Origin of the sequence: Streptomyces sp. Pv4-95, from assembly GCF_045782725.1 — a bacterium.
Taxonomy (GTDB): domain Bacteria; phylum Actinomycetota; class Actinomycetes; order Streptomycetales; family Streptomycetaceae; genus Streptomyces.
On record NZ_CP127172.1, the window covers coordinates 2,693,681 to 2,716,423 of the forward strand.

Annotated in this window: 11 protein-coding genes; 10 read left to right on the forward strand and 1 reads right to left on the reverse strand. The window is 72.2% G+C overall.

The features are described 5' to 3' along the window. Positions 1-59 precede the first annotated feature (59 nt). The 6 genes from QOM21_RS11815 (at position 60) to QOM21_RS11840 (ending at position 10,806) form a co-directional block, all read left to right on the forward strand. Positions 60-1,868 (forward strand): ABC transporter ATP-binding protein, encoded by a 1,809-nt coding sequence (locus tag QOM21_RS11815; RefSeq protein WP_407549876.1) that lies wholly within the window; start codon positions 60-62, stop codon positions 1,866-1,868. After that, positions 1,865-3,793 (forward strand): ABC transporter ATP-binding protein, encoded by a 1,929-nt coding sequence (locus QOM21_RS11820; RefSeq protein WP_407549877.1) that lies wholly within the window; start codon positions 1,865-1,867, stop codon positions 3,791-3,793. The genes QOM21_RS11815 and QOM21_RS11820 overlap by 4 nt, the downstream gene beginning before the upstream one ends. Positions 3,794-4,163: 370 nt before the next feature. Next, the gene (locus tag QOM21_RS11825; protein WP_407549878.1) at positions 4,164-6,434 is read left to right on the forward strand and encodes a M4 family metallopeptidase; all 2,271 of its coding nucleotides are present in this window, start codon (positions 4,164-4,166) and stop codon (positions 6,432-6,434) included. A gap of 286 nt (positions 6,435-6,720) precedes the next feature. Next, a complete protein-coding gene (locus QOM21_RS11830; protein WP_407549879.1) occupies positions 6,721-8,352 on the forward strand; it encodes a M4 family metallopeptidase in 1,632 nt (543 codons plus the stop codon). Between the two features lie 157 nt (positions 8,353-8,509). Next, positions 8,510-9,166: a response regulator gene (locus QOM21_RS11835; RefSeq protein ID WP_407549880.1), complete on the forward strand. Its 657-nt coding sequence runs from the start codon at positions 8,510-8,512 to the stop codon at positions 9,164-9,166. Then, complete coding sequence (locus QOM21_RS11840; protein ID WP_407549881.1) at positions 9,163-10,806, forward strand: histidine kinase; 1,644 nt, start codon at positions 9,163-9,165, stop codon at positions 10,804-10,806. Before QOM21_RS11835 ends, QOM21_RS11840 begins: the two co-directional genes overlap by 4 nt. A 128-nt stretch (positions 10,807-10,934) precedes the next feature. Here the strand turns inward: QOM21_RS11840 and glgP are convergent, their stop codons facing one another. After that, on the reverse strand, positions 10,935-13,604 hold the full coding sequence (gene glgP / locus QOM21_RS11845; protein WP_407549882.1) for an alpha-glucan family phosphorylase: 2,670 nt from the start codon (positions 13,602-13,604) through the stop codon (positions 10,935-10,937). Positions 13,605-14,130: 526 nt separating this feature from the next. Here glgP and QOM21_RS11850 point away from each other — a divergent pair. The 4 genes from QOM21_RS11850 (at position 14,131) to glgB (ending at position 22,374) form a co-directional block, all read left to right on the forward strand. Beyond that, the gene (locus tag QOM21_RS11850; RefSeq protein WP_407549883.1) at positions 14,131-16,134 is read left to right on the forward strand and encodes an alpha-1,4-glucan--maltose-1-phosphate maltosyltransferase; all 2,004 of its coding nucleotides are present in this window, start codon (positions 14,131-14,133) and stop codon (positions 16,132-16,134) included. Further along, entirely contained in the window at positions 16,131-17,852 is a 1,722-nt protein-coding gene (gene treS / locus QOM21_RS11855) for a maltose alpha-D-glucosyltransferase (RefSeq protein ID WP_407549884.1), read from the forward strand. Before QOM21_RS11850 ends, treS begins: the two co-directional genes overlap by 4 nt. Before the next feature lie 302 nt (positions 17,853-18,154). Beyond that, complete coding sequence (locus tag QOM21_RS11860; RefSeq protein WP_407549885.1) at positions 18,155-19,678, forward strand: maltokinase N-terminal cap-like domain-containing protein; 1,524 nt, start codon at positions 18,155-18,157, stop codon at positions 19,676-19,678. Between the two features lie 194 nt (positions 19,679-19,872). Then, positions 19,873-22,374, forward strand: coding sequence for a 1,4-alpha-glucan branching enzyme (gene glgB, locus QOM21_RS11865; RefSeq protein ID WP_407549886.1), 2,502 nt, complete (start codon positions 19,873-19,875; stop codon positions 22,372-22,374). The last annotated feature ends 369 nt before the right edge of the window (positions 22,375-22,743 follow it).

Genomic DNA, 22,743 nt, shown 5'->3' on the forward strand with positions numbered 1-22,743 from the left:
GCACGGGCGGCGCTCCGGCCGCTCCCGGCGCCCCGCAACCGCTCCCGTAGGGTGCGGGCATGACTGACGCGGGGGCGGACCCGGGCGCCGCGGACCACCGTGGCCCCGGGCGGTATCTGTGGTGGCTGGTCATCCGTCAGCGGCGGCGTGTCGCCGCCGGGGCGTCGCTCGGGAGCCTGTGGATGGTGGGGCTGATGCTGCCGCCGTACGTGCTCTCCCGCGCCATCGACGAGGGCCTGGCACCGGGGCACACCGCGGCGCTCGTCGGCTGGGCCGGCGTCCTGCTGGCCGTCGGGGCGCTGAACGCCGTGCTGGCGGTCATGCGGCACCGCACGATGACCAGGATCCGGATGGACGCGACGTTCCGCACCGTGCGCGTCCTGGTGGCCCACACCATGCGGCTGGGCGCCGCGCTGCCCCGCCAGGTGACGGCCGGCGAGGTCGTCACCATCGGGATCGGCGATGTCGCCGTGATCAGCCAGACCCTGACGGTCACCGGGCCCGGCGTCGGCGCCGTCCTGGCGTACGCGACCGTCGCCGCCCTGCTCCTTGCCGTCTCCCCGCTGCTGGCCGCGGTGGTACTGGTGGGTGTGCCGCTGCTCGCGGTGCTGGTCGGACCGCTGTTGGGCCGGCTGGAGGGCGCGGAGACGCGGTACCGGGAGCGGCAGAGCGGGCTCGCGGCGCGGCTGGCGGACCTGGTCGGCGGGCTCCGCGTGCTCAACGGCCTCGGCGGCAAGGGGGTGTTCGCGGACCGCTACCACCGCGAGGCGCGGGCGTTGCGGAGCGAGGGCTACCGGGTCGGCGCGGTGACCAGCTGGATCCAGGCCCTGGGGGTCGGCCTGCCGGCGCTGTTCCTCGCCGCGGTGACCTGGCTCGCCGCCCGGATGGCAGCCCAAGGGACCATTACCGTGGGCGAGTTGGTCGCGGTCTACGGATACGCGGCGGCGCTGGTGGTGCCGGTCTCCTTCCTGATCGAGGGCGGCTACGACCTCACCCGGGGGCTGGTCGCGGCCCGCCGTGTCGTCCGTTTCCTGGACCTGGCACCGGCGCCGTCCGACGGGACGAGCCGCGGGCCCGGGACGGCGTCGGCACTGCGGGATCCGGCCTCCGGTGTGGAGGTGGCACCCGGACAGCTGACGGCCCTGGCCTGCGCCCGGCCGGAGCAGTCCGCCTCGGTGATCGACCGGTTGGGCCGCTTCGCGGACTCGGCGGCGACGTGGGGCGCGGTGCGCCTCGACGCGCTCGATCCGGAGGCGCTCCGCGCGCGGATCCTGGTCGCCGACAACGAGGCCGACCTGTTCGCCGGGACGCTGCGCGAGGTGGTCTCCGGGCGGCGGGCCCGCGACCCGGAGGCGATCGACCGCGCCGTCCACACCGCCATGGCACAGGACATCGTCCGGGGTCTGCCGGACGGGCTCGACGCGGCGGTCGAGGCGCAGGGCCGCAACCTCTCCGGAGGGCAGCGTCAGCGCGTACGGCTGGTGCGGGCGTTGCTGGCCGACCCCGAGGTGCTGCTCGCGGTCGAGCCGACCTCGGCGGTCGACGCCCACACCGAGGCAGGACTCGCGACCCGGCTGCACGCCGCGCGGGCGGGCCGCACCACGGTCGTCACCAGCACCTCCCCGCTGGTCCTCGACCGGGCCGACACCGTGTACTACCTGGTCGACGGCCGGGTCGAGGCCGTCGGCAGCCACCGCGCGCTCCTCGACGCCCACCCCGGCTACCGCCTTCTGGTCTCCCGCGGCGAGGAAGACGACTCACCCGACAGCGGCGGCAGGACGCCGGCGTCCCCCGGCGAACCGGCCGGACGCGGCGCCCCCGTTGACGGGTGCGAGGCCGAGCCGGTGTCACCGGAGAGCGCCCGATGAGCGCCAACGGTCCCGCGCGGGCCGGCGGCTCGGCGGAGGGTGCGCTTCCGGTGGCCGGCCCCGCCGGGACTCGGCGCGCCGGGCTGCGGCTGATCCGGCGGGACGGGCGCGCCTTCACCCTCATGATCGTCCTGAACGTCCTGGCCGCAGCCGCCGGGCTGGTCGGCCCGTGGCTGCTGGGCCGGATCGTCGACACGGTGCGCGACGGCGGCGGGGTGCAGGCCGTGGACCGGCTGGCCCTCGTGATCGTGGTGTGCGCGGCGGCGCAGCTGCTGCTTGCGCGCTACGCCTGGTACGTCGGCCACCGCTTCGGCGAGCGGACCCTCGCGCGGGTGCGCGAGGAGTTCGTGGACCGGGCGCTGGCGTTGCCCGCGGCGACCGTGGAGCGGGCCGGTACGGGCGATCTGACGGCCCGTGGCACCGCGGATGTCGCGACGGTCGCCAGGACGCTGCGGGATGCCGCGCCGGAGGTGTTCATCTCGGTGGTGCAGGCGGTGTTTCTGCTCGGCGCGGTGGTGGTGCTCGATCCGCGGCTCGGGGCGTGCGGTGCCGGCCTGCTCGGCTGCCTTTTCGCCGCCCGCTGGTATCTGCGCCGTGCGCACACCGCCTATCTGGCGGAGGGTGCGGCCAATTCCGCCCTCGCCGAGCTGCTCGCGGCGAACGCCGCCGGCGCGCGGACCATCGAGGCCCTCGGGCTGCGGGAGCGCAGGACCACCGCGAGCGAGGAGGCGATCGAGCGGTGCCGCCGCACTCGTACCCGCACGCTCTTCCTGCGCAGTGTGCTCTTCCCGGCCGTGGACATCTCCTTCGTCCTCCCCGTGGTCGGTGTGCTGCTGATCGGCGGGGCGCTGCACGGGCAGGGCGCGGTCCGGCTGGGGGTGGTGGTGTCCGCGGCGCTCTACCTGCGGCAGGTGTCGGAGCCGCTGGACAAGATCCTGTTCTGGGTCGAGCAGTTGCAGAGCAGCGGTGCCGCCTTCGCGCGGGTGGAAGGGCTTGCGCGGGCGCCGAAGTCCGCACGGGCCGCCGGCGCCGCGGCAGCTCGCGTCCCGGCGCCCTCCCCCGCCGGCGATCCGTCCCCCGTCGACGACCGCATCGACGTGTCCGGCGTCCGCTACGCCTACGGGGGCGGCAACGGGGACGACGGGGACAGCGGGCGCGACCGGACCGGTGCCCCCGCCGGCACCGGCACGCACCCCGGCGACGTCCTGCACGGCGTGGACCTGACGATCCGCCCGGGCGAACGGATCGCCCTCGTCGGGCCCTCGGGCGCCGGAAAGTCCACCCTGGGCCGGCTGCTGGCGGGCATCGAAGCGCCGCGTACCGGCTCGGTGACCGTCGGACGGGTGCCCATCTCCGCGCTGCCGCCCGAGACGCTCCGCCGGCAGGTCGTCCTGGTCACCCAGGAGCACCACGTCTTCCTGGGGACGGTACGGGACAACCTGCGGATCGCCGCGCCGGAGGCCGACGACGCCGCGCTGCGGGCCGCGCTCGCCGCGGTCGGTGCCGAGTGGGCGGCGGAACTGCCGGACGGCCTGGACACCGAACTGGGCGCCGGCGGCCACCGGCCCGACGGCGCGCAGGCCCAGCAACTGGCCCTCGCCCGCGTGGTGCTGGCCGACCCGCACACCCTGATCCTGGACGAGGCGACGGCGCTGCTCGATCCGCGGACGGCCCGGCACACGGAGCGGGCGCTGGCCGCCGTCCTGGCGGGCCGTACGGTCATCGCCATCGCGCACCGGCTGCACACCGCCCATGACGCCGACCGGGTCGCCGTCATGGAGGGCGGCCGGCTGACCGAACTCGGCACCCACGACGACCTCGTGGCGGCGGACGGTGCCTACGCCGCGCTCTGGAGGTCTTGGCGCTCCCGGCCCGGCGAGCGGCCCGACGCTCCCGCGGCGCCCGGCGCGGACGGCGCCCCGTAGCCCTGCGGTCCCGGCCGCCCGGCCCCGTGCCCCCGGTCCCACGACCCCCGGTCACCGGCCGATTCGTCCGCCTTCCGGACATGGATTTCGCGCAACGGACGGTTTCCGGCCAATTAGTTGAACCGATCCTGACAATCGCACATCCGTGGTGGGACTCTTCCCCGCAACCGCCGCACGGGGCCCCACAGCACCACTCCCCACGGCAGGCCGTTCCACGGTTCCGTGTTCCACCGTTCCGTGTTCCACGCTCCACCCGTACGTCTCCCCCCACACGCTCCACGTGTTCTGCCTCGCTCTGCCCGGACGGCCGCTTCGCCGCCCGGTCCCCCTCGGCCGCACCGTCACGTCGGCCACCGCAGAAGGAGTCAGTGTGAGACGCACCCCCCATGGACGCGCCGTAGCGACCGGCGCGCTGGTCGCCGCCACGGCGATGCTCGCCGTCGGCGTACAGGCCGGCACCGGTACCGCCGCCGCTCCCCGGCCGGGCACCACCCACACCGCGCCCGACCCCGGCGCCGTGCCGGCCAAGCTGTCCCCCTCCCAGCGTGCGGAGCTGATCCGGGAGGCCGGCGCCACCACCGCCGAGACCGCCCGCAAGCTCGACCTCGGCGCGAAGGAGAAACTGGTCGTCAAGGACGTCTCCAAGGACGTCGACGGCACCACGCACACCCGCTACGAGCGCACCTACGACGGGCTGCCCGTCCTCGGCGGTGACCTCGTGGTGCACGAGAGCAAGGCCGGGGCGCTCCAGGGCGTCACCAAGGCCGTCCGCTCCCAGCTCAAGGTCGCCGGCACCACCGCCAAGATCAAGGCGGCCACCGCCGAGGCGAAGGCCGTGAAGTCCGCCCAGGCCCAGGGTTCGAAGAAGACCGAGGCCGCCAAGGCCCCGCGCAAGGTGGTCTGGGTCGCCGACGGCAAGCCGGTGCTCGCGTACGAAACCGTGGTCGGCGGGCTGCAGCACGACGGCACGCCCAACGAGCTGCACGTCATCACCGATGCCACCACCGGCGCCAAGATCTTCGAGTACCAGGGGATCGAGAACGGCACCGGCAACAGCCAGTACAGCGGCAAGGTGACCATCGGCACCGCGCCCTCGTACACGCTGACCGACACCGGCCGCGGCAGTCACAAGACGTACAACCTCAACCACGGCTCGTCCGGCACCGGGACGCTGTTCTCCGACCCGGACGACACCTGGGGCGACGGCACCCCGCAGAACGTCCAGACCGCCGGTGTCGACGCCCACTACGGCGCCGCGCTGACGTGGGACTACTACAAGAACGTGCACGGCCGCAGCGGCATCAGGGGCGACGGTGTGGGCGCCTACAGCCGCGTCCACTACGGCAACAACTACGTCAACGCCTTCTGGAGCGACAGCTGCTTCTGCATGACGTACGGCGACGGCAGCGGCAACGCCGCCCCGCTGACCTCCATCGACGTCGCGGCCCACGAGATGACGCACGGTGTCACCGCGGCCACCGCCAACCTCACCTACAGCGGTGAGTCCGGCGGCCTCAACGAGGGCACCTCCGACATCTTCGCCGCCGCCGTGGAGTTCAACGCCAACAACAGCAGCGACGTCGGCGACTACCTCGTCGGCGAGAAGATCGACATCAACGGCGACGGCACCCCGCTGCGCTACATGGACAAGCCCAGCAAGGACGGCGCGTCCAAGGACTACTGGTACTCCGGTATCGGCAACGTCGACGTGCACTACTCCTCGGGTGTCGCCAACCACTTCTTCTACCTGCTGGCCGAGGGCAGCGGCGCGAAGGACATCAACGGCGTCCACTACGACAGCCCGACGTACGACAACCTGCCGGTGCCGGGCATCGGCCGGGCCAACGCAGAGAAGGTCTGGTTCAAGGCGCTCAGCCAGTACATGAGCGCGAACACCAACTACGCGGCGGCGCGCACCGCCACGCTGTCGGCGGCCGCGGACCTCTTCGGCCAGGGCAGCGCGACGTACAACACCGTCGCCAACACCTGGGCGGCGGTCAACGTCGGCTCCCGGGTACCGGACACCGGCGCGGTCAACGTCACCAACCCGGGCAACCAGACGAGCACCGTGAACCAGGCGGCCAGTCTGCAGATCAAGGCGTCCAGCGGCACGGCGGGCGCCCTGTCGTACGCGGCGACCGGACTGCCCGCGGGCCTGTCGATCAACGCGAGCACCGGTCTGGTCTCCGGTACACCGACCACGGCCGGCACGAGCAACGTGACGGTCACGGTCACCGACTCGGCCAAGAAGACCGGGACGGCCGCCTTCACCTGGACGGTCAACCCGGCCGGCGGCAGCAACGTCTTCGAGAACGCCGATGACGTCGCGATCCCGGACGCGGGCTCCGCGGTGACCTCGCCGGTCGCCGTGACCCGCAGCGGCAGCGCACCGAGCGCCCTGAAGGTGGACGTCGACATCGTCCACACCTACCGCGGTGACCTGGTCGTGGACCTGATCGCCCCGGACGGTACGGCCTACCGGCTGAAGAACTCCAGCGCTACCGACTCGGCGGACAACGTGAAGGCGACCTACACGGTCAACGCCTCCTCGGAGACGGCGAACGGCACCTGGAAGCTGCGGGTCCAGGACGTCTACGCCCGGGACACCGGCTACATCAACGGCTGGAAGCTCACCTTCTGACCGGCGTCGGCACCTCGGCGTCACCCGGATGTGAAAGAAGCAGGCCGGAATCGTTCGCTCCACCACAACTGACCTGCTGAACAGCCAAGTTGGGCGTCGCTCCTGGATCATCGGGGGCGGCGCCCGACTCCGTTATGCGAACAGCGATCTTCTCTGTACGGACGATTTTCGGCCAACCTGGCCGCACCCCCCTGACATGCACGCGTTCGAATGGCAGTCTTCCCGACGCACGTCACACCCGCATCGCTTTGCACCCCCACCACTTGGCAAAGTTGAAGGAGCACGCGTGACCCCCCGCATATCTCGTAAGACCCGTGTCACCGGTACCGTCGTCGCCGCAGCGGCCCTCCTGGCCGCAGGCATCACCGCAGGTACCGCGGGCGCGTCCCCCACGCAGACCACCGAGCAGGGCGGCACGCCGCTCAAGCTCAGTGCCTCCCACCGCGCGGAACTGCTGCGCGACGCGAGTGCCACCAAGGCGCAGACCGCCAAGGAACTCGGCCTCGGCACGCAGGAGAAGCTGGTCGTCAAGGACGTCATCAAGGACGCCGACGGCACCACCCACACCCGGTACGACCGCACCTACGCCGGCCTGCCGGTCCTGGGCGGCGACCTGATCGTGCACACCGCCAAGGGCGGCGCCATCAAGAGCACCACCAAGTCGACCGGTAAGTCGATCAAGGTGGCCTCCACCACGCCGAAGATCGCCCCGCAGACCGCGGCGAAGTCGGCGCACGGCACCGCGGCGAAGTCCATCAAGGCGGCGAAGGCCGACGCCCCGGCGCCCAAGAAGGTCGTCTGGGCCGCCAACGGCAAGCCCGTGCTGGCCTACGACACGGTCGTCGAGGGCGTCCAGAAGGACGGCACCCCCAGCCGGCTGCACGTCATCACCGACGCCAACAGCGGCAAGAAGCTCTTCCAGTACGACGAGATCCACACCGGCAAGGGCGAGAGCGAGTACAGCGGCAGCGTCGAGCTCGGCACCTCCAAGGAGGGCTCCGGCTTCACCCTGACCGACGCCGACCGCGGTGGCCACAAGACCACCAACCTGGAGAACGGCGAGTCCGGCGACGGCAAGGCCTTCACCGACGAGGACGACGCCTGGGGCACCGGCAAGCCGGACGACCCGCAGACCGCGGCCGTCGACGCCCACTACGGCGCGGCCGTGACCTGGGACTACTACAAGACCGTGCACGGTCGCGCGGGCATCAAGGGCGACGGCAAGGGCGCCTTCTCCCGCGTCCACTACGGCGACAGCTACGTCAACGCCTTCTGGGACGACAGCTGCTTCTGCATGACGTACGGCGACGGCGAGGGCAACAAGGCCCCGCTGACCGCCCTCGACGTCGCGGCGCACGAGATGTCGCACGGTGTCACCTCCGCCACCGCCAACCTCACCTACAGCGGTGAGTCCGGCGGCCTGAACGAGGCCACCTCGGACATCTTCGGTACCTCGGCCGAGTTCTTCGCCAAGAACGACAAGGACCCGGGCGACTACCTCATCGGCGAGAAGATCGACATCAACGGCGACGGCACCCCGCTGCGCTACATGGACAAGCCCTCCAAGGACGGCTCGTCGCAGGACAACTGGGACTCCAGCACCGGTGGTCTCGACCCGCACTACTCCTCGGGTGTCGCCAACCACTTCTTCTACCTGCTGTCCGAGGGCAGCGGCGCGAAGGAGATCGGTGGCGTCAAGTACGACAGCCCGACGGCGGACGGCAAGAAGGTCGAGGGCATCGGCCGGGAGAAGGCCGAGAAGATCTGGTTCAAGGCCCTGACCGAGTACATGACCTCGAACACCGACTACAAGGCCGCGCGTGAGGCGACGGTCAAGGCCGCCACCGACCTCTACGGCGCGGACGGCGCCGAGGTCAAGGGTGTCGAGGCCGCGTGGACCGGTGTCGCCGTCAAGTAACCCCGCATCGCGGGCACTTGTGAGCGATCGCTGATCACTCCGGGGTAGCGTGAACCCAAGAGTGGGCGGTGTCCGGAGCCGGCGGCGGCCGGGGGGATTCTCCCCCGGCCGCCCGCCCGGCCCCGGGCACCGCCCTTTCGCGTGAGGGGGAGTGCGGATGATCCGCGTGCTGCTGGCGGACGACGAGCCGCTCATCCGGGCCGGCGTCCGCGCCACATTGGGGAGCGCGCCCGACATCGAGGTCGTCGCGGAGGCCGCGGACGGCCACCAGGCGGTCGAAATGGCCCGTGCCCACCGCCCCGACGTGGTGCTGCTGGACATCCGGATGCCGCGCCTCGACGGCCTCGGCGCCGCCGCGGAACTGGCCACCGCGGCCCCCGGGACAGCCGTCGTGATGCTGACGACGTTCTCCGAGGACGACTACCTCGCCGGCGCCCTCGCCTCGGGCGCCGCCGGTTTCCTCCTCAAGTCCGGTGACCCCCGGGAGCTGCTCGCCGGGGTGCGGGCCGTCGCCGACGGCGGCGCGGCGCTCTCGCCGTCCGTCGCCCGGCGGGTCATCACCCAGCTGGGACAGGGGCCGTGGGGCCGCGCGGTGGCCGCCCGCACCCGGGTGGGCGAGCTGACCGGCCGGGAGCGCGAGGTCCTCGGGCTGGTCGGCGCGGGCCTGTCCAACGCGGAGATCGCCGAGCGGCTGTTCCTCGTCGAGGGCACCGTCAAGGCGTACGTCAGCGCGATCCTCGCCCGCCTCGGCTTCAAGAACCGCGTCCAGGCGGCGATCCTCGCGTACGAGGCCGGCCTGGTCCCCTCGTCATGACGCCCGCGCGGATCCTCCCGCGGCCGCTGCCGGACCGCTGGCGCGCACGGCTTCCCGGGGCCGGACTGTGGCTGCTGCTGTGCGTGCCGCCCGCCACCGCCTTCAACGAGCTGTCCGGACGGGAGCTGTGGGGGACGGCTCTCGCCTTCCCGCTCCTCGGCATCTGCGTGCTGCTGCGCGGACGACGGCCGTTGGTGTCGCTGGCGCTGCCGCTCGCGGCGAGCCTGGTCCTCTCCCTGGAGCTGTTCACCCCCGCGTACTGCCTGGCGCTCGCCCTCTTCGGCTATCTCAGCGGCGTCCGGCTGCCCCGCGCACGCCCCGCGCTGCGGCTGGTCGCCGCCGTGGCGCTCGCCGGGCTGCCGCTGAGCGCGCTTTTCGGCCGCTCGCTGTGGCCCTGGTTCTCCCTGCTGATGACACTGCTGCTCAACGTGGTGCTGCCGTGGCTCCTGGGTCGCTACCGGCGCCAGTACGGCGCGCTGGTCCGCACCGGCTGGCAGCTCGCCGAGCAACTGGAGCGCGAGCAGCACGTGGTCGCCGACCGCACCCGGCTGCGGGAACGCGCCAGGATCGCCGGCGACATGCACGACTCCCTCGGCCACGACCTGGCCCTGATCGCCCTGCGGGCGGGCGCGCTGGAGATCGACCCGCGCCTGGACGCGGACCGCCGCGCGGCGGCCGGTGAGCTGCGCGCGGCGGCGGGCGCGGCCACCGAGCGGCTGCGGGAGATCATCGGCGTACTGCGCACCGATGACGAGGCGCCGCCCCGGACACCGTCCGGCGAGAGCGTGCCGGCGCTCGTCGAGGACGCACGGTCCGCGGGCATGACGGTCACGCTGGAGCAGGCGCGCGAAGCCGGACGGGACGGCACCGGGGGCGGCGCGGAGGATCCCGAGGACGCCGAAGCCGCGGCGGATGCCGGGGACATCGGGGGCGGTGGGCTGCCCGCCATGACCGGGCACGCCCTGCACCGCGTCGTCCAGGAGTCGCTGACCAACGCCGCCAAGCACGCGCCGGGTGCCGCCGTACGGGTGCGCCTCGTGCGCGCCGCCGGACACCTGCGGCTGACCGTGGTGAACGGCCCGCGCCCCGAAGGCCCCACTCCCGAGGCGGTCTCCGGCGGCAGCGGCCTGGTGGGCCTGGACGAGCGGGTACGGCTGGCGGGCGGCACCCTGCACACCGGGCCGACCCCGGAGGGCGGCTTCCGTGTGTCCGCCCGCCTGCCGACCACCGGAGGCACACCGCCCTCCCCCACCGGCCGACACGCAGACACGGCGGCTCGGCGTGAGTTGGAGCGTGTGCGTCATGAAGTGCGTCGCCGACTACGGCAGACGGTGGTGGTGCCGCTGGTGGTGATCACCGCGCTGTATCTCCTGATGGGCGTCTTCACCCTGGTCAGCCCCTCCTGGACGGTGCTGGACCGGGGCCGCTACGACACCTTGCGGACCGGGATGCCGCGCGCCGCGTCGGAGTCCGCGCTGCCGTTCTTCGCGCTGGACGCCCCACCCGACGGCACGCCCTCTCCCCCGCACGGCTGGTCCTGCGTCTACTACAGCGTCCGGCCCGGCTCCGACTCGGCGTACCAACTCTGCTTCGCCGATGACCGACTGGTCCGCAAGACCGTCGTACACCGGCGCGACTGACACCCGGCCCCGACGACGATCCCGCCCGGCACGCGAACGGCCGGGTGGCGATCGAACGCGCCACCCGGCCGCCACGACACGGCATCAGACCGGCAGCGAACCGGCCCCGTGCACCGCGGACCCCGAGGTCACCTCAGCAACACCCCGGGGACGGGCCGCGACGTCTGCCCGCCCGCCTCCGCCGGCACCGCGATCAGACCCGGTTCGGTGCCGGAGGCCAGCAGCCGGTGGGCCGGCAGGACGCGGACGGTGTAGCCGAAGGAACCCGTGCGGTCCAGCGCCAGGGGCCCTTCGTAGAGCACGCATCCCGCCAGGTCGGGACCCCCGGTCGGCTTGAGCGGCAGGGCAGTGGCATCGGTGATCCGGTCCGAGCCGTCGACCCGGCCGGAGACCACCTGCACCTCGACGTCCCCGGGCGTCAGCTCGCCGAGCGTCACCCGGACCCGCAGCGCCAGGGTGGCACCCAGCTCCGCGCTGCTGTGCGCCGGACCGTCGGCCGCACAGGTCTCCACATGGTCCACCGAGACCTGTGGCCAGGCCGCCCGCAACCGCGCCTTGTGCGCGGCCAGTTCCCGGGCCGCGTCCGGGGTCACGGCACGGTGCGCGTGCGCGGCCGGGGTGTAGAGCCGCTCGACGTACTCGCGGACCATGCGGCCGGCCAGCACCTTGGGCCCCAGCGTGACCAGGGTGCGGCGCACCATCTCGACCCAGCGGCGCGACACCCCCGCCTCGCCCTGGTCGTAGAAGCGCGGCGCGACCTGCTGTTCCAGCAGCGTGTAGAGGGCGTTGGCCTCCAGCTCGTCGCGCCGGTCGTCGTCGATGGCGGCGCCGTCGGCGGTCGGAATGGTCCAGCCGAAGTCCGGGTCGTACCACTCGTCCCACCAGCCGTCGCGCACCGACAGGTTCAGCGCGCCGTTCAGGGCCGCCTTCATACCGGAGGTGCCGCACGCCTCCAGGGGCCGCAGCGGGTTGTTGAGCCAGACGTCGCAGCCGGGGTAGAGCTTCTGGGCCATCGCCATGCCGTAGTCGGGCAGGAAGACCAGGCGGTGGCGGACGCCGGCTTCGTCGGCATACCGCACCAGCTCCTGGATGAGCCGTTTGCCGCCCTCGTCGGCCGGGTGGGCCTTGCCCGCGACCACGATCTGGAGGGGCCGCTCCGGGTGCAGCAGCAGCTCCCGGAGCCGGTCGGGGTCGCGCAGCATCAGGGTGAGGCGCTTGTAGGAGGGAACCCGGCGGGCGAACCCGATGGTCAGGACGTCGGGTGAGAGGACGTCATCGATCCAGCCCAGTTCCGCGCTGCCTGCGCCGCGCTCCCGCCAGGAGGCGCGCAGCCGCTCCCTGACCTCGGCCACCAGTTGTTCGCGCAGGGTGCGGCGCAGCTCCCAGATGGCCGAGTCCGGGATGCTCCGGACCGCCTCCCAGCGCTCCGAGCCGCCGACGGACAGCGCGTCCTCGGCGCGCCCGGCGCCGATCTGCCGCGCGCCGAGCCGCAGCACCTCGGGTGCCACCCAGGTCGGTGCGTGCACCCCGTTCGTGACGGAGGTGATCGGCACCTCCTCGGCGTCGAATCCGGGCCACAGTCCGGCGAACATCTCGCGGCTGACCTGCCCGTGCAGGGTGGAGACGCCGTTGGCGCGCTGGGCCAGCCGCAGCCCCATCACGGCCATGTTGAACAGGTCCGGCTTGCCGCCCGGATAGGACTCCGTCCCCAGCGCGAGGATCCGGTCGGGGTCGATGCCGGGCAGCTCGCCGTCGTCACCGAAGTGGCGGGCGATCAGATCGCGGTCGAAGCGGTCGATGCCCGCGGGGACGGGCGTATGGGTGGTGAAGACCGTACCGGCCCGTACGGTTTCCAGGGCTGCGTCGAACTCCAGGCCGTCTTCCGCGAGTTCGCGGATCCGCTCCAGGCCGAGGAATCCGGCGTGGCCCTCGTTGGTGTGGAAGACCTCGGGCGCGGGGTGGCCGGTCAGCCGGCAGTACGCCCGGACGGCCCGGACGCCGCCGATGCCCAGCAGCATCTCCTGGAGCAGCCGGTGCTCGCTGCCACCGCCGTAGAGCCGGTCGGTGACCTCGCGTTCTCCGGGGCCGTTGTCCTCCACATGGGAGTCGAGCAGCAGCAGCGGCACCCGGCCGACCTGCGCCTGCCAGACGACGGCGCGCAGCTGCCCGCCCCCTGGGAGGGCGAGCGAGATCTGGGCGGGCGCCCCGTCAGCCTCCCGGAGCAGGGTCAGCGGCAGCTCGTTGGGGTCGAGGACGGGGTAGTGCTCCTGCTGCCAGCCCTCCCGGGAGAGCGACTGACGGAAGTAGCCGTGCCGGTAGAGGAGACCTACTCCGATCAGCGGCACGCCGAGGTCGCTGGCGGCCTTGAGATGGTCGCCGGCGAGGATGCCGAGGCCGCCGGAGTACTGCGGCAGGGCCGCGGTGATGCCGAATTCCGGCGAGAAGTAGGCGATGGCGGTCGGCCGTTCCCGGCCGGGTCCGGCACCTCTGGGGTCCTCGTCCGCGGTCTGGTACCAGCGGCGGCCGTCGAGGTAGTCGTGCAGGTCGGAGGTGGCCGTGGCGAGCCGGCGCAGAAAGCGGCGGTCGCCGGCCAGCTCGGAAATCCGTTCGGCCGAGACGGAGGCGAGCATCCGCACGGGGTCGCCGCCCGCACGCCGCCAGCCGTCGGAGTCGACGGCCCGGAACAGCTCGCGGGTCTCGGGGTGCCAGGACCAGCGCAGGTTGCGCGCCAGGTCGCCGAGGGGTCGTAGGGAATCGGGAAGGACGGGACGCACGGTGAAACGACGAATGGCCTTCACGCCTCGAAGGTAACCGTGCGGGGGCCCCGCAACCATCACGCGACGCCGCGTGGCTCCGCCTACCGCCGCGTCGGCCGATATGGCTGATTCCACCCCCTCATGCGCTCTTGTACGGACTCCGTCCTGGAGAGAGGCTGCGGTGTGCGCCGCCGGACCCATGCGGCTCCTGGAACCCGCAGGCCACAACTCCGCTGTGATCACGATGAGTTGAGGAGGGGAATGCCGAGCGTCTTCCTACCGCCACCGCCGCCCGTGCGGCTGTGCGACCGGATCGAACGCCTCGTCACATCCCCTTGGTTACGTACCAGTAGTTCACATACAACCGGATTGCCCGGCCGCCGGCCGAGGGAAGGCTCCCCGGGTACCCCGTTGCTCGCACACGATCCGTACGCACCGACTCGGACCGCCGCACCCCGCCAACCGAGTGAAAGCGGACAGGAGCGACCATGCCCGGACCCCGTACCCCCGCCATGGAACGGATACAAAGGACAAAACCCTTAAAGCATCACAAGCCCCAGGTGAGCCCATGATCGGTCGCATCCCTGTTCTGGACATCCGCCCGCAGATCGATTGCGGCCGCCGCCCGGCGAAGGCGGTGGTGGGCGAGACCTTCGAAGTCTCGGCCACCGTCTTCCGCGAGGGCCATGACGCCGTAGCGGCCAATGTGGTGCTGCGCAACCCGGCAGGACGGTGCGGCCCCTGGACGCCGATGCGCGAGCCGCAGCCCGGCACGGACCGCTGGTCCGCCGAGGTCACCACCGATGTCGAGGGCCGCTGGACGTACACCGTCGAGGCCTGGTCCGATCCGGTCACCACCTGGCGGCGGCACGCCACGATCAAGATCCCGGCGGATATCGACACCGAGCTGGTCCTCGCCGAGGGCGCCGAGCTGCTGGAGCGGGCGGCCGCCGACGTACCCAAGAGCGACGGCCGGGAGACGGTCCTCGGCGCCGTGGACGCGCTGCGCGACGACAAGCTCCCCGCCGCCACCCGCCTGGCCGCCGCCCTGGCCCCCGGGGTCACCGATGCGCTGGACCGCCACCCGCTGCGCGAACTGCTCACCGTCTCTCGTCCGGTGCCGCTGGTCGTCGAGCGGCGCCGCGCCCTCTACGGCTCGTGGTACGAGTTCTTCCCGCGCTCCGAAGGCGCGAGCACCGCACCGGACGGCACCCCCGTCAGCGGCACCCTGCGCACCGCCGCCGACCGGCTGCCCGCCATCGCGGCGATGGGCTTCGACGTCGTCTATCTCCCGCCGATCCATCCCATCGGCACCTCCTTCCGCAAGGGCCCCAACAACTGCCTCGACGCGGGCCCCGACGACGTCGGCTCCCCCTGGGCCATCGGCTCCGCAGAGGGCGGCCACGACGCCCTCCACCCGGACCTGGGCACCTTCGAGGACTTCGCCCACTTCGTGCAGACCGCCCGCGACCTGCGCATGGAGGTGGCGCTCGACTTCGCGCTGCAGTGCTCCCCCGACCACCCGTGGGTCGAGCGGCACCCCGACTGGTTCCACCACCGCGCCGACGGCTCCATCGCCTACGCCGAGAACCCGCCGAAGAAGTACCAGGACATCTACCCGCTCGCCTTCGACGCCGACTTCCGCGGGCTGGTCCGGGAGACCAAGCGGGTGCTGCGCTTCTGGATGGCCAAGGGCGTACGGATCTTCCGCGTCGACAACCCGCACACCAAACCGGTGCACTTCTGGGAGAAGGTCATCGGCGACCTCAACCGCACCGACCCCGACGTGCTCTTCCTGGCCGAGGCGTTCACCCGCCCGCCGATGCTGCATACCCTCGCCAAGGTCGGCTTCCACCAGTCGTACACCTACTTCACCTGGCGCAACACCAAGCAGGAACTCACCGACTACCTCACCGAGCTGTCCGGGGACGGTGCCGCCTACCTGCGGCCCAACTTCTTCGTGAACACCCCCGACATCCTGCACGCCTACCTCCAGGAAGGCGGCCGCGCCGCCTTCGAGATCCGCGCCGTCCTCGCCGCCACGCTCTCCCCGACCTGGGGCGTGTACGCCGGCTACGAACTGTGCGAGTCGACGCCGGTGCGCCGCGGCAGCGAGGAGTACCAGGACTCCGAGAAGTACCAACTCAGGCCGCGCGACTGGGACGCGGCCGCCCGCGAGGGCCGTTCCATCGCCCCGCTCCTCACCACGCTCAACCGTGTCCGCCGGCGGCACCCCGCCCTGCAGCAGCTGCGGTCCCTGCACTTCCACCGTGTCGACAACGACGCCGTCATCGCGTTCTCCAAGCGCGAAGGACACGGCGCCGAGGCCGACACGATTCTCACGGTGGTCAACCTCGATCCGCACCACACCCACGAGGCGACGGTGTCGTTGGACATGCCGGAACTCGGCCTCGGCCGGGACGATTCCTTCCCGGTGCGCGACGAGCTCACCGGCGACACCTACCACTGGGGCAGGGACAACTATGTGCGCCTCGAGCCGGGCCGCTCTCTCGCGCCCGCTCATGTGCTGTCGCTGCGACCGTCCTCACCGATCGGAGGGTCACCCAATTGATCGTCAATGAGCCCGTTCCCGACAAGTTCGAGGACACCCCGGCGAAGGACCGCGATCCCGACTGGTTCAAACGGGCCGTCTTCTACGAGGTCCTGGTGCGCTCCTTCCAGGACAGCAACGGCGACGGCGTCGGCGACCTCAAGGGCATCACGGCCAAGCTCGACTATCTGCAATGGCTGGGGGTGGACTGCCTCTGGCTCCCGCCGTTCTTCAAATCCCCCCTGCGGGACGGCGGCTACGACGTCTCCGACTACACCTCGGTGCTCCCCGAGTTCGGCGACCTGGCCGACTTCGTGGAATTCGTCGACGCCGCCCACCAGCGCGGCATGCGGGTCATCATCGACATGGTGATGAACCACACCAGCGACCAGCACCCGTGGTTCCAGGAGTCGCGCACCGACCCACAGGGGCAGTACGGCGACTACTACGTCTGGGCGGACGACGACAAGCAGTACCCGGACGCCCGGATCATCTTCGTCGACACCGAAGCCTCCAACTGGACCTTCGACCCGGTGCGCAAGCAGTACTACTGGCACCGCTTCTTCTCCCACCAGCCGGACCTCAACTACGAGAACCCGGTGGTCCAGGAGGAGATGATCTCCGCCCTGCGCTTCTGGCTCGACCTCGGCATCGACGGCTTCCGGCTCGACGCGGTCCCCTACCTCTACGCCGAGGAAGGCACCAACTGCGAGAACCTGCCCGCCTCGCACGCCTTCCTCAAGCGGGTACGGGCCGAGATCGACGCGCACTACCCGGACACGGTGCTGCTCGCCGAGGCCAACCAGTGGCCCGAGGACGTCGTCGACTACTTCGGTGACTACGCCGTTGGCGGCGACGAATGCCACATGGCGTTCCACTTCCCCGTCATGCCGCGCATCTTCATGGCGGTACGCCGCGAATCGCGCTACCCGGTCTCCGAGATCCTCGCCAAGACCCCCGCGATCCCCTCCGGCTGCCAGTGGGGCATCTTCCTGCGCAACCACGACGAGCTCACCCTCGAAATGGTCACGGACGAAGAACGCGACTACATGTACGCGGAGTACGCCAAGGACCCCCGGATGCGCGCCAACATCGGCATCCGGCGGCGGCTGGCACCGCTGCTCGACAACGACCGCAACCAGATCGAGCTCTTCACCGCCCTGCTGCTCTCGCTGCCCGGCTCGCCGATCCTCTACTACGGCGACGAGATCGGCATGGGCGACAACATCTGGCTCGGTGACCGCGACGCGGTGCGCACCCCGATGCAGTGGACACCGGACCGCAACGCCGGCTTCTCCTCCTGCGACCCCGGCCGGCTCTCGCTGCCGACCATCATGGACCCCGTCTACGGCTACCAGGTCACCAACGTCGAGGCCGCGATGAGTTCGCCCTCCTCGCTGCTGCACTGGACCCGCCGCATGATCGAGATCCGTAAGCAGAACCCGGCGTTCGGCCTCGGCAGCTACACCGAACTCCCCTCCTCCAACCCGGCGGTGCTGGCCTTCCTGCGGGAGGCGCCGGCCGCCGAGGCGGGCGCGGACGACGACCTGGTGCTGTGCGTGCACAACTTCTCGCGCTTCGCCCAGCCGACGGAGCTCGATCTCCAGGCGTTCAGCGGCCGCCATCCGGTGGAACTCATCGGTGGCGTCCGCTTCCCGCCGATCGGTGAACTGCCGTACCTGCTGACCCTGGCGGGCCACGGCTTCTACTGGTTCCGGCTGCGCAGAAACCCCGCCTAGCGGGCTGCCCCACCGGGCGGCGGCGTCAAGAAATCCGCCCGTACGCGGCGCCATGGCGCGTACGGGCGTTTTTTGACCTTTCGCTCGGGCACTCTTCCTACTACCGCACGGGCCGGGTGGGCCATCGTCGGTCCGCCTCGGCCCGGGGGACCGCCACGCAGCGGGTATCACCGCACGCCGCAAGGCTCCGCTGCCGTACGGACGATCCTCGTCCGACACGTCCCACACCGCCGCACAGTCAAGGCCGCATTCCGGGACACTTTGCCCTACCTGTCGTGTGCCCGGGGAAAGGACGCGACGCCATGTCGGACACCGCCTCGACCCGTGCCACCCGAAACACCCCTGACCGCCCGCTCGTCTGCGCACCCGATCTGCTGTCCTCGCTGGCACCCCTGCTCGCCGAATGGGTGCCACGCCAGCGCTGGTTCGCCGGCAAAGGACGGCTGATCACCGGCTTCACGCTGGTATCGGCGACGGAGCTGCTGCCGTGCACCGGTGACGGCAGCGCGCCGGGCCTGCTCCAGCTGCTGGTCCGTGCCCAGCAGTCCGCACCGGCGAGCCGGACGCCCGTCGTCGGCGACTGCTACCAACTCCTGCTGGGCGTGCACACCGCGCTGCCACCGCAGCTGGCGCCCGCGGTGATCGGCCACCCGGCCGGCGGCCCGCTGCGCGGCCGCACCGTCTACGACGCGCTGCTCGACAACCGCCTGTGCGCGCTGCTCCTGGAGCGGCTGCGGGTGCCCGGCCGGATCGGCGCGGTGCGCTTCTGCCGGGAAGCCGGCAACGACATTCCCTCCGGGCTGCCCGCCCGGCCGATCGCCGTCGAGCAGTCCAACTCCTCCATCGTCTATGGAGATACGTTCATCCTGAAGGTCTTCCGGCGGATCGCACCCGGCGTCAACCCGGATCTGGAGCTGCCGCGCGCCCTGGCCGACGCCAAGTGCTCGCGGGTGCCCGCGCCGGCCGCCTGGTTCGAGACGGACGCCGCCTCGGACGGCACGGAGGCGACCACGCTGGGGGTCCTCCAGCCGTTCCTCCAAGGGTCCGCCGACGGCTGGCAGCTGGCGCTCAACGCACTGTCCGTACGGGCCGACTTCACCGGCTCGGCACGGGCGCTCGGCCACGCCACCGCCGAGGTGCACACCGCCCTCGCGCAGAACCTGCCGACCTCCGAGCTGCGCCGCCCGCAGCTGGAGGCGATCGCCGCCCGGATGAACGAACGGCTGGACGCGACCGCCCGCGCGGTCCCCCTCCTCCAGCCCTACCGCGCACCGCTGCGGGACGCCTTCGACGCGCTCGCCGCGGTCGGCCACGACGGGCGCAGCTGGGCCGCCCAGCGCATCCACGGCGATCTGCATCTGGGCCAGACGCTGCGGTCCGCCGCGGAGGGACGCTGGTCGCTGATCGACTTCGAGGGGGAACCGGCCCGGCCGCTGGCCGAGCGGCGCCGGCTGCAGCCCGCGGTGCGCGATGTCGCGGCGATGCTGCGCTCCTTCGACTACGCCGCGCGCAGCGGGCCGGCCGGCGGCGACCCCTGGTCGCTGGAGTGGGCGCGGCGCACCCGCGAGGCGTACTGCCTGGGCTACGCCGAGGCCGGCGGTCTCGATCCGCGCTCCGCCCCCGAGCTGATGCGCGCCTACGAGACCGACAAGGCCGTCTACGAGGTGCTCTACGAGGCCCGGCACCGCCCCGACTGGCTGTCCGTCCCGATGGCCGCCATCCGGCGGCTGGCTTCGGGCGGGCAGCGCGCGGACGGCACCGGGAACACGCAGTCCGCCGGCGAAGCGGCCCGGTCCGAGCCCCCCGGGGCCGAAGGGCGCGGGTGAGGGCGCCCGGCCACGCGACCGTTCCCGTCGCCTAGGGGGCCGACCGCACCGATCGCCGCGGCGCCCCCGGCACCGCCCCTCTCGCCCCGGAGGCCACCGCGCCCCCGAACGCCCCATCGCCTCACCACGCTCCACCGCCGTGCCGCCCACCGCCCCCGTCCGACCGATGCCCCGCCCCCGAGGAGGCTCCTCTCGTGACCCCCCGTCCGTCGCCCCGCCGTACCGCTTCCGACACCTCGCCCGCCAAGAACGCGCCCGAAGAACCTGCCCGCGGGTCCGGTCGCGGGGCGAGGTCCCGGCCGCCGGCCGGCGAGGCCGCCGCCCGGACCGAACCGGCCGCCGCGCCGGAAGCCCCCGGGGCGGCGGAGAGCGTGACCGCCGCGTCCGACGCCGCGCGCACCGCGGACCCGCGGCCGCCCGCTCCCCGGGCCGAGGCCGCCGCACCGACCCGCACCGCGCGGCCGGCCCGCACCCGGGCGGCGAAGCCGAAGGCCGGCGACGGCGTGCGGGCCGCCGCCCCGCTGGGCGACGAGGACCGCGGACGCCTGCTGGGCGGAGCCCACCACGATCCGCACGGGTTGCTCGGCGCGCATCCGGTGCGCGGCGGTGTGCTGATCCGCGCGCTGCGGCCGTACGCCAAGTCGGTGACCGTGCTGGCGAAGGGGCTGCGCGCCGCGCTGCTGCCGGAGGGCGACGGGCTGTTCGCCGGGGTGCTGCCGGTGGCGCGGATCCCGGAGTACGAGCTGGAGGTCGCCTATGACGACACCACCGTCACGGTGCGGGACCCCTACCGCTTCCTGCCGGCGCTCGGTGAGCTGGATCTGCATCTGCTGGGCGAGGGCCGGCACGAGCAGCTGTGGCACGCGCTCGGCGCGCGCACCATGGACCACGAGGGCGCGACCGGTACCCGCTTCACGGTCTGGGCGCCGAACGCGCAAGGTGTCCGGGTCGTCGGGAACTTCAACTACTGGGACGGCACCGGCTTCCCGATGCGCTCGCTCGGCTCGTCCGGCGTCTGGGAGCTGTTCCTGCCCGGCATCGGCGAGGGCGAGCTGTACAAGTTCGAGATCACAAGGCCGGACGGCTCCCGGACGGTGCGCGCCGACCCGATGGCACGGCGCACGGAGTGCCCGCCGGCCACCGCGTCGGTCGTGGTGGAGTCGCATTACCGCTGGGAGGACGCGGACTGGATGGCCAGGCGCGCCGACCGCCCCGTGCACCAGGCGCCGTTCTCCGTCTACGAGGTCCACCTCGCCTCCTGGCGCCCTGGTCTGACCTATCGCCAGCTCGCCACGCAACTGCCCGCGTATGTGAAGGACTTGGGGTTCACGCACGTCGAGCTGATGCCGGTCTCGGAGCATCCGTTCGGCGGCTCCTGGGGCTATCAGGTGACCGGGTTCTACGCGCCCACCGCGCGGATGGGCACACCGGACGACTTCAAGTTCCTGGTCGACGCGCTGCACCGGGCCGGTATCGGCGTCCTGATGGACTGGGTGCCCGCGCACTTCCCCCGGGACGACTGGGCGCTGGCGGAGTTCGACGGGCGCCCGCTGTACGAGCACTCGGACCCCTCGCGGGCCGCGCACCCGGACTGGGGCACCCTGGAGTTCGACTACGGCCGCACCGAGGTCCGCAACTTCCTGGTCGCCAACGCCGTCTACTGGTGCGAGGAGTTCCACATCGACGGGCTGCGGGTGGACGCCGTCGCCTCGATGCTCTACCTCGACTATTCGCGCGAGGACGGCGGCTGGACGCCCAACGTGCACGGCGGGCGGGAGAACCTCGACGCGGTCGCCTTCCTCCAGGAGATGAACGCGACCGTCTACCGCCGCTGCCCCGGTGTCGTCACCATCGCCGAGGAGTCCACGGCCTGGAGCGGCGTCACCCGCGCCACCCACGAGGCCGGGCCGGACGGCTTCGGCGGTCTGGGCTTCGGCCTGAAGTGGAACATGGGCTGGATGCACGACTCCCTGGTCTATGTGTCCAAGGAGCCGGTGCACCGCAAGTACCACCACGGCGAGATGACCTTCTCCATGATCTACGCCTACTCCGAGAACTACGTGCTGCCCATCTCCCACGACGAGGTGGTGCACGGCAAGCGCTCGCTGGTGTCGAAGATGCCCGGTGACTGGTGGCAGCAGCGCGCCAACCACCGGGCGTATCTCGGGTACATGTGGTCCCACCCCGGCAAGCAACTTCTCTTCATGGGGCAGGAGTTCGCCCAGGGCGCGGAGTGGGCGGAGAGCCACGGCCCGGACTGGTGGCTGCTGGAGCCGTCGTACGAGGCGGCGCCCGACCACCGCGGTGTGCGGGATCTGGTCCGCGATCTCAACCGCGGCTATGCGGCCGCACCCGCGCTCTGGGAACGGGACACCGACCCGGCGGGCTTCTCCTGGATCGACGGCGACGCGAGCGAGGACAACGTCTTCGCCTTCGCCCGCTTCGCCGCCGACGGATCCCCCCTGATCTCGGTCACCAATTTCTCACCGGTCGTACGTCATGGCTTCCGGCTCGGTGTCCCCGACGAGATCCCCGCGTGGCGCGAGATCCTCAACACCGACGAGGTGCGCTACGGCGGCAGCGGCGTCGGCAACGACGAGCCCCTGAAGGCGGAGCCGACCCCCTCCCACGGCCGCCCCGCCTCCATCGCGCCGACCCTTCCCCCGCTGGCCACCCTGTGGTTCCGCCCGGCCTGACCCGCACCGAAACCGTCAGGGACGGTGACTGTCCGGACCGTCCGCCGCCCTGCCCCGCACCGCACCGGTCGCGGGGCGGGGCCCCGGCCGCCCCGCCTCCCCCCGGCATCCGCCACAGCCTCCCCGCCGCACGGACAAATCCCCCCAAGTGACCAATGACCCACCCCTCTTTTCGGCCGCAGCCGACCGGCGCCGGCTGCTGTTCTGCCGCTGTATTCATGCTCCCAGGGGGCACTGACAATCGACCGAGGCGAACGGCGGGGGTGGGAAAACACCAGGTCACAGGGGCAATGGCCGGACCGGGGAGCGAGCGGTCGCGGGGAGCGGAAACAGGAGGGGCGGGCGCCGTGCGGCGCCCGCCCCTCCTGT